Source organism: Rhodoplanes roseus (assembly GCF_003258865.1).
GTDB lineage: Bacteria > Pseudomonadota > Alphaproteobacteria > Rhizobiales > Xanthobacteraceae > Rhodoplanes > Rhodoplanes roseus.
In genome coordinates, this window is the sequence record NZ_NPEX01000195.1 from 1 (window position 1) to 11,229 (window position 11,229).

At 71.6% G+C, this 11,229-nt stretch carries 14 protein-coding genes; 4 read left to right on the forward strand and 10 right to left on the reverse strand.

The genetic code is table 11. From position 1 onward, the window contains the following. Positions 1-120 precede the first annotated feature (120 nt). Both CH341_RS22090 and CH341_RS22095 read right to left on the reverse strand, forming a co-directional pair. A complete protein-coding gene (locus tag CH341_RS22090; RefSeq protein WP_111421135.1) occupies positions 121-312 on the reverse strand; it encodes a 2-hydroxymuconate tautomerase in 192 nt (63 codons plus the stop codon). A gap of 55 nt (positions 313-367) precedes the next feature. Next, positions 368-1,267: a dipicolinate synthase subunit DpsA gene (locus CH341_RS22095; protein ID WP_245431187.1), complete on the reverse strand. Its 900-nt coding sequence runs from the start codon at positions 1,265-1,267 to the stop codon at positions 368-370. A 200-nt stretch (positions 1,268-1,467) separates the two neighbouring features. Here CH341_RS22095 and CH341_RS22100 point away from each other — a divergent pair, with 200 nt between their 5' ends. Continuing rightward, complete coding sequence (locus CH341_RS22100; RefSeq protein WP_111421136.1) at positions 1,468-2,898, forward strand: amidohydrolase family protein; 1,431 nt, start codon at positions 1,468-1,470, stop codon at positions 2,896-2,898. A 33-nt stretch (positions 2,899-2,931) separates the two neighbouring features. Here the strand turns inward: CH341_RS22100 and CH341_RS22105 are convergent, their stop codons facing one another. After that, entirely contained in the window at positions 2,932-3,954 is a 1,023-nt protein-coding gene (locus CH341_RS22105) for an alcohol dehydrogenase catalytic domain-containing protein (RefSeq protein ID WP_245431188.1), read from the reverse strand. A 439-nt stretch (positions 3,955-4,393) separates the two neighbouring features. Here CH341_RS22105 and CH341_RS22110 point away from each other — a divergent pair, with 439 nt between their 5' ends. Continuing rightward, the gene (locus CH341_RS22110; protein ID WP_111421138.1) at positions 4,394-4,717 is read left to right on the forward strand and encodes a hypothetical protein; all 324 of its coding nucleotides are present in this window, start codon (positions 4,394-4,396) and stop codon (positions 4,715-4,717) included. Positions 4,718-4,810: 93 nt separating this feature from the next. On the opposite strand, the gene CH341_RS22115 is transcribed toward CH341_RS22110, so the two are convergent. The 7 genes from CH341_RS22115 to CH341_RS22145 all read right to left on the reverse strand — a co-directional run bounded on the left by CH341_RS22115 (position 4,811) and on the right by CH341_RS22145 (position 9,066). Continuing rightward, positions 4,811-5,176 (reverse strand): hypothetical protein, encoded by a 366-nt coding sequence (locus tag CH341_RS22115; protein WP_146604574.1) that lies wholly within the window; start codon positions 5,174-5,176, stop codon positions 4,811-4,813. Between the two features lie 58 nt (positions 5,177-5,234). Beyond that, positions 5,235-6,410 (reverse strand): pyrroloquinoline quinone biosynthesis protein PqqE, encoded by a 1,176-nt coding sequence (pqqE, locus tag CH341_RS22120; RefSeq protein WP_425376203.1) that lies wholly within the window; start codon positions 6,408-6,410, stop codon positions 5,235-5,237. Further along, positions 6,407-6,694: a pyrroloquinoline quinone biosynthesis peptide chaperone PqqD gene (gene pqqD / locus CH341_RS36485; RefSeq protein ID WP_111421140.1), complete on the reverse strand. Its 288-nt coding sequence runs from the start codon at positions 6,692-6,694 to the stop codon at positions 6,407-6,409. The genes pqqE and pqqD overlap by 4 nt, the downstream gene beginning before the upstream one ends. After that, positions 6,691-7,434 carry a pyrroloquinoline-quinone synthase PqqC gene (gene pqqC, locus CH341_RS22130; RefSeq protein WP_111421141.1) on the reverse strand — a complete coding sequence of 248 codons (744 nt, stop codon included), beginning with the start codon at positions 7,432-7,434 and terminating at the stop codon, positions 6,691-6,693. The genes pqqD and pqqC overlap by 4 nt, the downstream gene beginning before the upstream one ends. Further along, positions 7,431-8,327, reverse strand: a complete 897-nt coding sequence (gene pqqB, locus CH341_RS22135) for a pyrroloquinoline quinone biosynthesis protein PqqB (protein ID WP_111421142.1) — start codon at positions 8,325-8,327, stop codon at positions 7,431-7,433. Before pqqB ends, pqqC begins: the two co-directional genes overlap by 4 nt. Positions 8,328-8,358: 31 nt before the next feature. Further along, positions 8,359-8,436 (reverse strand): pyrroloquinoline quinone precursor peptide PqqA, encoded by a 78-nt coding sequence (gene pqqA, locus CH341_RS36490; RefSeq protein WP_111421148.1) that lies wholly within the window; start codon positions 8,434-8,436, stop codon positions 8,359-8,361. 84 nt (positions 8,437-8,520) lie between these two features. After that, positions 8,521-9,066 (reverse strand): DUF1236 domain-containing protein, encoded by a 546-nt coding sequence (locus CH341_RS22145; protein WP_111421143.1) that lies wholly within the window; start codon positions 9,064-9,066, stop codon positions 8,521-8,523. A 346-nt stretch (positions 9,067-9,412) separates the two neighbouring features. Here CH341_RS22145 and CH341_RS22150 point away from each other — a divergent pair, with 346 nt between their 5' ends. Together CH341_RS22150 and CH341_RS22155 are read left to right on the forward strand one after the other, a co-directional pair. Continuing rightward, on the forward strand, positions 9,413-10,309 hold the full coding sequence (locus CH341_RS22150) for an MBL fold metallo-hydrolase (RefSeq protein WP_111421144.1): 897 nt from the start codon (positions 9,413-9,415) through the stop codon (positions 10,307-10,309). A 49-nt stretch (positions 10,310-10,358) separates the two neighbouring features. Further along, positions 10,359-11,186: an SDR family NAD(P)-dependent oxidoreductase gene (locus CH341_RS22155; protein ID WP_111421145.1), complete on the forward strand. Its 828-nt coding sequence runs from the start codon at positions 10,359-10,361 to the stop codon at positions 11,184-11,186. The last annotated feature ends 43 nt before the right edge of the window (positions 11,187-11,229 follow it).

Below are 11,229 nucleotides of genomic sequence, written 5' to 3' on the forward strand. Positions count from 1 at the left end.
TGTGCCGCTGGGAGAACGCCCTCGACCAGGCCGCGCTCACGCGGGCGCTCGACGGCGAGACGATGGAGCCGGTGACGAACCGGCCGGCCGCATCGAGTGCAGGGACCGCGAGCCCGGCCGTCAGTCCTTGCGCTCGTCGCCCATCACGCCGGCGAGCGCCCAGTTCTCCTTCGGCACCTCGTGGATGATGACGTGGAGATTGTCGGGCTTCGCCCCGGCATGCGCCACCATGGCGTCCGTGATGGCGCGCACCAGCGCGCGCTTCTGGTCCTGCGACCGGCCGGTCCACATCTCGACGGTGACGACGGGCATGCTGGTCCTTTCCGCTGAATGAACGAGACGAGGCACGGTCGGCGCGGACGCCGGCTCAGTGCTCGTCCTGGAGAATCTTCTCGATCCGGGCCCGGATGCCGCGCCACTGGCTGGCGCCGACCGTGACGGGGGCCCGGCTGCCGAGGCCGCGGCCCCAGATCGCCCGCCGGCCGAGCGTCTTGGCGGCCTCGAAATCGATGCCGCCGGGCGGCGCGGCGAGGTCGACGATCAGGACGTTGTCGCGCAGCTTGGCGATCACCTTCTCGCCGACGACCCGCGACGGCACGGTGGAGAACAAGAGATCGAGCCGCGGCGCCAGCTCGGGCAGCGCCTCGAGTCCGTGCGGCGTCGCGCCCGCCACATAGGCGGCGGCCCGCTGCTCCGGATTGCGCGCCACCACGTGGGTCCGGGCGCCGAGCGCCACCAGATAGCGCGCCAGCACGGTGCCGATGGTGCCCTGGCCGATCACGCAGGCCTCGGCATTGTGGATCGTCACGTCGGTGTTCTCGATGACGATCTTCAGCAGGCCCTCGATGATGGCGGGCGTGCGCTCCAGCATGAGCGCGCGGTCCCACTCGTACTCGTGGATGCCGATCGAGAGCGCCTCGGCGTGCTGCTTCAAGTTGCCGTCGGCCCAGCCCAGAATGATGTGGGCGCGCGGCACCATGCCGGCCAGCACGGCGCGGTTCGGGACGATCGGCTTCGCGGCGCCGGGCGCGAACAGCGCGCCGCTCGGCGAGATGCCGGGAATCGGGAACAGCGCGAACTTCGCTCCCTTCAGCACGGCGGCCGGATCGTCGAGGCGCTTCACCCCGGCGATGCCGGCCTCCGGCCACGGGAAGCCGTGGGCCCGCACGTCGGCGCCGGTGGCGGCAGCGAGCCGCGCGATCTCCTGCTCGCGGCGATCGCCGCCCAGCATGCCGATGACGAGCTTCGACCAGTCGATGATTGCCACGGGGATTGCCTTCGGTTGGGAGCCGCACGTTACGGCCTGACCCGCACGCGCCGCAATGGGGAACCGTCCGTCGTGCCGGCGACGGCGGCGCGACCGTACGCACCGGAACCCTTGGCCCGCTCCTTGCGTGCGGATAGGCTCGTGCGGCCGGCCCCTGGGTGCCGCGCTTCGCACGTCCCGCCGCAGCCCCGAGGATCGTCGTGCGCACCCTCATCGAGAATCTCGAATTCGTTCTCACCGTCGACAAGGCCGACACGGTGCTGTCGAACGCCTCCGTCGTCATCGACGGCGAACGCTTCTCCGACATCGGCCCCGCCGCCGTGATCGCGGCCCGGCACGGGCGCGAGAGCTTCGACCGCATCGTCGACGGCTCGCGCTTCGGCATGACGCCGGGCTTCGTCGACTCGCACGTGCATCTCTCCGAGACGCTTTCGCGCGCGGTGTTTCCCGACTGTCTCGCCACCCGCGCGTGGGTGTTCCACTGGGCGAAACCCTTCTACGCCAACGTGACGGGCCGGGACGAGGTCGTCGGCGCGACGCTCGGCATGGCCGAGATGCTCCGCTGCGGCACCACCTGCTTTCTCGACATGGGCGCCCAGTCCGACGTGCGCGGCGTCGTCGAGGCGATCGACAGGATCGGCATGCGCGGCATCACGGGCCGGCACGCCGCCGACGTGCGACCCGACGTGATTCCGCCGGGCTGGACCGAGGAGATGATGGCGCATCACTTCTTCCCGGATCACACCACCGCACTCGCCGCGCTGGAGCGCACCGTGAAGGACTTCGACGGCGCCGGCGGCGGCCGCGTGCGGGTCTGGTGCAACATCGAGGGCAAGGAGCCGTGCAGCCTCGAGCTGCATGTCGGCGCCCGCGCGCTGGCCGAAAGGCTCGGCGTCGGCACCACCTATCACCTCGCGACCTCGATCGAGGAGGCGCATGTCTGCGAGCGCAAGCACGGCCATTGGCCGATCTCGCGCGTCGCCGCCGCGGGCGGCCTCTCGTCCAATCTGGTGATCGCGCATTGCGTCGCCGTGCAGGACGAGGAGGTCGCCCTGATGGCGGACGCCGGCACCAAGGTGGCGTTCTGCCCGGCGACCGCCGTGAAGCTCGCCAAGGGCGCCACCCGCATCGGCAAGTATCCCGAGATGATGGCGGCCGGCATGGATGTCGGGCTCGGCACCGACGGCGTCTCGGCCGGCGGCACCATGAACCTGATGCGCCAGCTCTACATGGTCGCCGGCATGTTCAAGGACAGCCGCATGGACTCGACGCTGGTCGGCGCCCGCAAGGCGCTGCGCATGGCGACCATCGAGGGCGCGCAGGCGCTCGGCTGGGCCGACGAGATCGGCTCGATCGAGATCGGCAAGCGTGCCGACCTCGTGCTGTTCGACCTCGACCATTTCGAGTGGGTGCCGTACGGCGATCCGCTGCAGGCCGTGGTCTACTCCTCGAGCCCGGCCTCGATCGCGCAGACCTGGGTGAACGGCCGCGCGCTGTTCGAGAACGGCCGCGTCGTCACGGTGGACGAAAAATCGCTGCACGTGGAGGCGCGCCGCCGCGCCGCCGACGTGGTCCGCCGCGCCGGGCTGGTGATGGGCGCGACGCCCGTGGTGACGACGACCTACGACTGATGCGCGTCCGCCCCGGCGCCGCGCGCGCCGACGTCACCCGACCAGCAATGCGGCGCGGCCGATCACGGTGCCGCGCTCGACCTTGTCGTGCACGCTCTCGGCCTCCGCGAGCGGACGGATCTCGGTCACCAGCGGCCACACCTCGCCGCGGGCGACGAGATCGAGGCATTCGCGGATCTCGCGGCGGGTGACGTAGCGGCTGCCGAGAATCTCCTGCTCGCCGGAGAGGAGCGCGAGCGACGACACGCCGAAGGGCTGGCCGGCGCCGCCCAGCGTGACCAGCCGCCCGCGCCGCCCGAGCGCCCGCACGCCGGCCTCCAGAGTCGAAGTCGCCGAGACGTAGTCGACGACCACGTCGACGCCCTGCCCGTCGGTGAGATCGCGCAGCGCCGCGACGACGTCGCCGTCGCGCGGGTTCACGGTCGCGTCCGCTCCGGCCTCGCGGCAGGCGTCGAACTTGTCGGCTGCGACGTCGACGGCGATCACCCTGGCGCCGGCGCGGCGCGCCATCATCACCTGGTGCAGGCCGAGCCCGCCGCCCGCCCCGAACACCGCGACGGTCTCGCCCGGCCTCACACGGGCGCGCGACAGCACCTTGTAAGGCGTGGCGATGGCGTCGGTGACGACCCCGATCTCGGCCGGATGGGCGCGATGGTCGAGCTCCGGCGGCAGGCGGATGAAGATGTGGGCCGGCAGCCCGACATACTCGGCATAGCCGCCGTCGCAATCGACGCCGACATTGCCGCCGCCGTGCGGGCACAGCGGCTCCAGCTCGTCGCGGCACCACGCGCAACGGCCGCAGTTCAGATAATAATAGGCCGTGACGGCATCGCCGACCGCCAGCCCGGTGACGTCACGACCGACCGCGACGATCTCGCCCGTGATCTCGTGGCCGATGACGCGGGGAAACCGCACCGGCTTCCGGCCCGCCTTGACGTGCTGGATGGTGAGGCCGGCGCCGCAGGCGAGCACGCGGGCGACCGCCTCGCCGGGGCCCGGCACCGGATCGGGCAACTCGGTCATCACGAACGGCGTGCCGGCCGCCTGCAGCACCATCGCCTTCACGGTCGCGCGCTCCCGGAACGGGCCTCCGCCGCGACCGCCCGGAGCCGGCCTGCGACTCGGGCGCAGTGGACAGCCCCATGGTGACGCGCCGCCGCGCTTGACGCAAAAGGTCGAATCGCGCGGACATCCGAGGTAATATATGCTGGCTGGCGCAACCCGGTGCGATTGCCGCCGGCCAGCACATTCCGCAGCCGCGGTTTCGACGACAGCGATTTGGATTCGTCCGTTTTGGACATCGATTTGGATCGACAGATGACCCGACCGACGCGCCGTCCGTCGCGTCCGCCGGCAGTGCTGCGTGGCACCGCCCTGTGCGGCGTCGCGCCCTGCCGCGCCGCGCCGCGTCGGCGCCTCGTCCGGAACCGCCTTGCCCCCTCGAGAGCGGCTGCGCCGCCAGCCTTTTCGATTGCCGCATCAGGAGCGTTCGACCATGTCTGACCCGTCGCCCGTCAACAAGCCGACGATCACCCCGATCGAGACCCCGACCGCCAAGCCGATCGACCCGATCGATCCGGTGGTCCCGCCCCGCTACAGCGAGCCGCCCCGCTACAGCGAGCCGCCGCGCCGCGAGCCGCCGAAGACGATCGTCGACACCACGATCGAGACCGTCAAAGCCTACGCCCTGTACGTCTGGGCGGACGTCCAGGTGCTGTTCCTCGAGATCAAGCCCGGCTTCGTGAAGTTCGCCAAGAAGCAGAAGAACTTCCTGATCGGCCTGGTGATCTTCATCCTGCTTCTGCTCTGGCTGTTCTGAGCCGAGGCGCCCTCCCCGCGACAGGGCCGGCCCGACCGCGCGCCGGGCCGGGTCTTGTCGCGTCCGGCGCGTCCGGCACGACGGCCCGGCGGCTCAGCGGCGGCGAAAGCCTTCGCGGATCGTGTCCATGCGGTCGGTGCCGTTGCCGCCGAAGGTCGGCATCGGCTGATCGAACGGGTCGCATGGCGCGAGGCCGGACGGCGCCACCCAGCCGGTCTTGTTGTCGAACGAATATTGCGGACAGCGCCCGTCGCGCCCCGGCGCGAGCTGGATCGTGCCGACATGGCTCACCTCGCGCGGGCCGGTCGGCCTCGTGAGGCTCTTACGGTTCGGATTGTTGTAGCTCTGCTCGACCAGGATCGTCGCCGCGATCATGCCGGCGAACAGCACGCAGAGAAGCACCACCCGGTGGTTCTGGGCGGGCCGGCGTAGGGCAGCCCTGGGCGAACGGCTCTGCATCGCAATCCAATCCGCCTGACATGAGCCTCCAGCATCGGCCACTGTCCTCACCAACCGGTTAACCGGACGCGCGACACGACGGCGCGGGGATGCGTTCTGCTTCACCGGCCGGTCCCGGGCCGGCGCCCCGGTGGGTCCGGAACCGATAGGGCCCGTCGGCGCCGACGCCCGCCAGCGCGGCGACGCGGCCGTGGTCGGCCGACAGCGCACAGGCCGGGTCGGTCGCCCGCGCGTCGCCGGTCAGCGCGAAGGCCTGGCAGCGGCAGCCGCCGAAATCGCGCTCGCGCCGCGGACAGCTCGTGCAGGGCTCGCGCATCCAGCCGGTTCCGCGGAACGCCGAAAAGGCCGGCGAGGCCCGCCAGATCTCGGCCAGCGGACGATCCCGCACCGACCAGAATGCCAGGCCGGGAAGCGTCTGCGCCGCATGGCACGGCAGCACCAGGCCGGTCGGCGTGACGTTGAGCGAGCGTCGCCCCCAGCCGCCGAGGCACGGCTTCGGCACTCCGGAAAAATAGTCCGGCATCACCGCCTCGATCACCAGCCCGCCGCGATGCCTCTCGCGCAACGCCGCGACCTGCTGCTCGGCCGTCTCGACCTGGTCGCGGCGCGGCATCAGGGCGGCCCGGTTGGCGAGCGCCCAGCCGTGATACTGCACATGAGCGATCTCGACGCGGCCGGCCCCGAGCGCGGCCGCCATCGCGACCATCTCCGGAATCCTCGCGATGTTGCCGCGGTGGACGACGCAGTTGATGGTCAGCGGCAGGCCGAGCGCGACCGTGTCGCGGGCGAGCGCCGCCTTGCGGGCGAAGGCCCCGGGACGATGCGCGACGTGGTCGGCGGCCGCCGCGTCGCTGTCCTGGACCGAGATCTGGACGTGGTCGAGCCCCGCCTCGGCCAGCCCGGCGAGCCGCTTTCCATCGAGCCCCACCGCCGACGTGATCAGATTGCTGTACAGCCCGGCAGCGCGGGCCGCCGCGACGATCTCCAGGAGATCGCGGCGCGCCGCCGGCTCGCCGCCCGAGAGGTGGAGCTGCAGCACCCCGAGCGCCGCCGCCTCGCGGAACACCCTCGCCCAGGTGGCGGTGTCGAGCTCCTCGGCGCGCGCATCGAGCGCCAGCGGGTTGGAGCAGTAGGGGCAGCCGAGCGGACAGCGATGCGTCAGCTCGGCCAAAAGGCCGAGCGGCACCGGCGGTTCGCCGGCGATGCCGTCCGGGCCGCGGGAGGGCGTCGTCACGCCAGATCCATCAGCCGCTTCTCGGCCAGCGTCCGCAGCAGCGCCGCGACGTCGGCCGCGATCTTTTCACGCGGCGCCGTGTAGCGGGCCGCCAGCGCGTCGATCATCTCGCCCAGGCTTCGCCCGTCGCACAGCTCCAGGATTGCGGCGGCGACCGGGTCGGGCTTGAACAGGCGTTCCGGCGCGAGCAGCACCCGGCCGCCATGCGCGGCGCTCTCCACCATGCGCACGCCGCGGGCGAGGCGCGGCCGCACGTCCTCGCCCAGCGGCGCAGCGTCGGTCATGCGGGCTCTCCGGAGTGATCGGACGGCACGAAGGCGCCGGGCGGGATCTGGCCGGGCGTCACATAGGCGGCCTGCAGCGCATCGAGCATCGCCCACAGCACGTCGCACTTGAACAGCAGCGCATCCTGCACGGCGCGCTGCCGCGCGGGTGTCGTCGCGTGGTGCTTCACATAGGCGAGCGCGAAGGCGCTGTCGCGCGCCGCGCGCGGCGGCCGGTCGGAGAAGTAGGACAGCGTCTCGGGCGTGACGAAGTCGTAGTGCCGCAGCATGCCGGAGACCCGCTCGCCGATGATGGCGGGCGAGAACAGCTCGGTGAGCGAGGAGGCGATCGCCTCGAGCAGCGGACGCGTTCGGACGAAATCCAGATAGGCGAGCGCGGCGAAGCGGGTCGCCGGCAGCGCCCGGCGTTGCGAGACGACGACGTCGCGGTCGAGACCGAGCCCGTCGGTGAGCCCGAGCCAGCGCGCGATGCCGCCGTCCTGGTCGGTCTCTCCGTCGTGATCGGCGAGGCGCGAGCGCCAGGCGCGCCGCACCTCCGGATCGTCGCAGCGCGCCATCAGCGCCGCGTCCTTCATCGGGATCACGGCCTGATAACAATAGCGGTTGAGCGCCCAGGCCTGAACCTGGCCCTTGCTGCACAGCCCGTCGTGCAGCAGGCGGTGGAACGGATGGCGGTTGTGATAGCGCTCGGCGCCGATGGCGCGCAGCGCCGCCTCGAGCCCGTCGGGCGACAGCGTCACGGCGCGATCTCCATTCCGTCCGTGGCGATCTCCCACCCGGCATCGGCGACGACGCGACGCTCCGGCGAATCCTCGATCAGCACCGGATTGGTGTTGTTGAGGTGGATGTAGATGCGTCGCTTGCGCAGGAAGGACAGCGTACGCAGCGAGCCGTCCTCGCCGGCGATCGGCAGGTGCCCCATGCGGCGGCCGGTCTTGCGGCCCGTGCCGGACCGGATCATCTCGTCGTCGGTGAAGAGCGTGCCGTCGATCAGCACGACATCGGCGGCCGCGAGCCGCGCGCGAATCGCCGGCACGATCGCGGCGACCTCGGGAACGAAGACGAGGCTCCGGCCGCCCGCCTCGATCGACACGCCCATGACGGCACCGTCGGCGGGCGCGTCGCCGACCGCCTGCTCGAGCCAGAGCGGCACCTTGCCGGGCACCGGGAACAGCTCCACGGTCAGCCCCGCCAGCTCCACCGGCGTCGCCGGCAGCAGCGTGCGGCGCTCGACCACGGCCTCGTCCAGCGCCTCGAACATCGGATTGGTGGCGAGCACGGTGTGGACGTACCCGCTCGCCAGCGTCGTGAAGGGCTGCGCCTCGCGCAAATGCAGGAGGCCGGCGGCCTGGTCGATCTCGGCGCCGGTCAGCACCACGCCGGCGACGGGGCTGTGCCGCAGCCCGTTGCCGGACCGCGGCGCCAGCGCTGCGGTCTCGAGAATCTGCTGGCGCAGGTCGGGCGGCGCATTGAGCAGGACCCAGCGCTCCCCGTCCGCCGAGACGGCCACGCAGGTCTGCGTGCGCGCGCGAACGGACCCGCCGGGTCGGCGGGCCCGCTCGCACACCTCGCATCGGCAGTTCCATTGCGGCACGCCGCCGCCGGCGGCCGAGCCGAGAACGACCGCGGTCAATCGGTTCACGGCGTCCTCGTGCGTCGGTTCGTCAAATCTCCGGCGGCAGGTAGCCGTTGATCTCGAGGCCGATGCAGATCTCGATCAGGGTCGGAGTGGTCCAGGCCATGACGGTTCCTTGGATTGCAGGTCGTTGGATGATGGTGCGGACGGTAACGGCCCACGGCCGCGGAGGTTCCGGTCCGCGCCCGGCTCACGCGGCGGTCGGGATGATCGCGACCACCCGCCGGGTCTGCTTCTCGACGACCACGAGGCGGTCCCCGATCAGGATGTACTGCTGCCCCTTGTAGTGCGGCAGCGCCGCGTCGAGCTCGGGCGAGATGTCGCGCAGCTCCGCCTGCTGGGGCACCGCGACGCCGATCGCCACCGTGAAGGCGACGCGCTCGACCTTCTGGTCGGCATGCGTGGAGGCCCAGTTCCGCAGGGCGTCGCGCTGCTCGGGCGGAAGCTGGACGGAGGACTCCGCGGTCGCCGAGATCGCCTCGTTGCGGCCGACCGAGATCGGGTCGGTGGAGCGGGCGCTGGCGTCCGGCGGTACGTTGGTGGAACGGCCGACCGTGCTCTGGCCTTCGCGCTGCTCGAAGCGCGGGCCGGTCGCGTCGGTGGTCGCCTGGTGCCGGTCGTAGCCCGGCAGCACCATCCAGCCGACCAGCCCCACGCCGACCACGATGGCCGCGATGGCGCCTCCCATGATCAAGCGCCGGGTGCCGCGCCGGTCCTCCGGGGTGGAAGTCTCCATGATCGTCCTCACCGCTGGTTGAAGCTGGCCGCGGATCGACGTCGTCGAGCCGCCGGCTTGCCCGCGTGTCTCCAGGACACGTGTGTCTCGAGTACAAACGCCGCCGGCCCCGGCCGGTTGCCGCGATGCGTCCGTCTCTCGCCGCGACCGATGCACGCCGGGCCGAGACGGTGCACCTGATCAGGAACGGATGTGCGTCCCGGCCGTTGCCCGGGACAGCATTCACGTTCCGCGTGCAGAGTCCCGCATGCAGCTCTCGACCTGCGATCGGCGGTCGATCCGCCGCTTCGACGGGAGCCGTCCGCAAGTCCGGAACGCGATGATTCCGCCAGAACGGAGCAGCCGCATGGGCCAGCAGATACCGCTCGACGAATCCGTCCGCGCCGACGATCCCCGACGCGACCACGAGCGCAACGACGGCACCCACGAGGTTCTCCCCGACCTCGCCTTCCAGCGCCTCGCCATCGTCAACGTCGCCTTCGTCGGCGCCTCCGGCGCGGCGGATCGCGACTGGGTCCTGGTCGATGCCGGGCTGTTCGGCACGGCGGCGCTGATCCGCTCCGCCGCGGCCCGCCGCTTCGGCCAAGGACGCCGGCCCGCCGCGATCGTGCTCACGCACGGCCATTTCGACCATGTCGGCGCGCTGGAGACGTTGGCCGAGGAGTGGGACGTGCCGATCTTCGCGCACCCGCTGGAGCATCCTTATCTCACCGGCGAGGCCGCCTATCCGGCGCCGGACCCGACCGTCGGCGGCGGCCTGATGGCGCTCGCGGCACCGCTCTATCCGCGTGGGCCGATCGACGTGCGGGCGCGGCTCGCGCCGTTGCCGGAGAACGGCGACATCCCGCCCCTGCCCGGCTGGCGCTGGATCGCGACGCCCGGGCATTCGGCCGGCCACGTCTCGCTGTGGCGCGAGGCGGACGCGACGCTGATCGCCGGCGACGCCTTCGTCACCACCCGGCAGGAGTCGATCTATGCGGCCGCCACGCAGGCGCCCGAGCTGCACGGTCCGCCGATGTACTACACGCCGGATTGGGAGGCGGCCGCAGCGTCGGTGCGTCGGCTCGCCGCGATGGAGCCCGAGACGGTCCTGTGCGGCCACGGCCGGCCGATGCGCGGCGCCGGCATGCGCAACGCGCTGCACCTCCTCGCCGAAAACTTCGAGCAGATCGCCGTGCCCGAGCACGGCCGCTATGTCGGCGCTCCGTCCCGCCCGGCGGACGGCAGCGCCTATGTCCGTTGATCCGATCGGCACCCGACGACAACAACCCTCACGGCATCAGGAGACCATCATGGCTTCGAGCACACGGCCCGACGACACACGCGCCACCGGCCAGGCCGGCACGCGCCCGCTCGCCATCGTCACCGGCGCGTCCACCGGCATCGGCTTCGAGCTGGCGAAGACATGCGCGAGGAACGGCTTCGATCTGCTCGTCGCCGCGGACGAGCCACGCATCCACAACGCGGCGGAGAATTTCCGCGAGCTGGGCGCCGAGGTCGAGTCGGTCGAGGCCGATCTCGCCACGCTGGAGGGTGTCGACCGGCTCTTCGCCGCGGCCGGTGGCCGGCCGGTCGAGGCGCTGCTCGCCAATGCGGGCCGCGGTCTCGGGCACGGATTCCTGGAGCAGCCGATCGACGACGTCCGTCACGTCATCGACACCAACATCACGGGCACGATCTATCTGGTCCAGAAGGTCGCGCGCGAGATGCGGGCGCGCGGCAGCGGCCGCATCATGCTGACCGGCTCGATCGCCGGCTTCGTCCCGGGGACCTACCAGGCGGTCTACAACGGCACCAAGGCGTTCATCGACTCGTTCTCGTTCGCGCTGCGCAACGAGCTGAAGGACACCGGCGTCACCGTCACGTGCCTGATGCCGGGGCCGACCGATACCGAGTTCTTCGAGCGCGCCGGGATGACCGACACCAAGGTCGGCAGCGCCGAGAAGGACGACCCGGCCATGGTGGCCGAGACCGGCTTCGCCGCGATGATGAAGGGCGAGGGCGACGTGGTGAGCGGCTGGAAGAACAAGCTGCAGACCATCCTGGCGACCGTCACGCCGTCCGGCCTGCTGGCCGAGCAGCACCGCAAGATGGCGGAGCCCGGCTCGGGTCGCTCCTGAGAGACCAGACCAGACGAACGGCGCGGCGAGGTGCTGCCTCGCC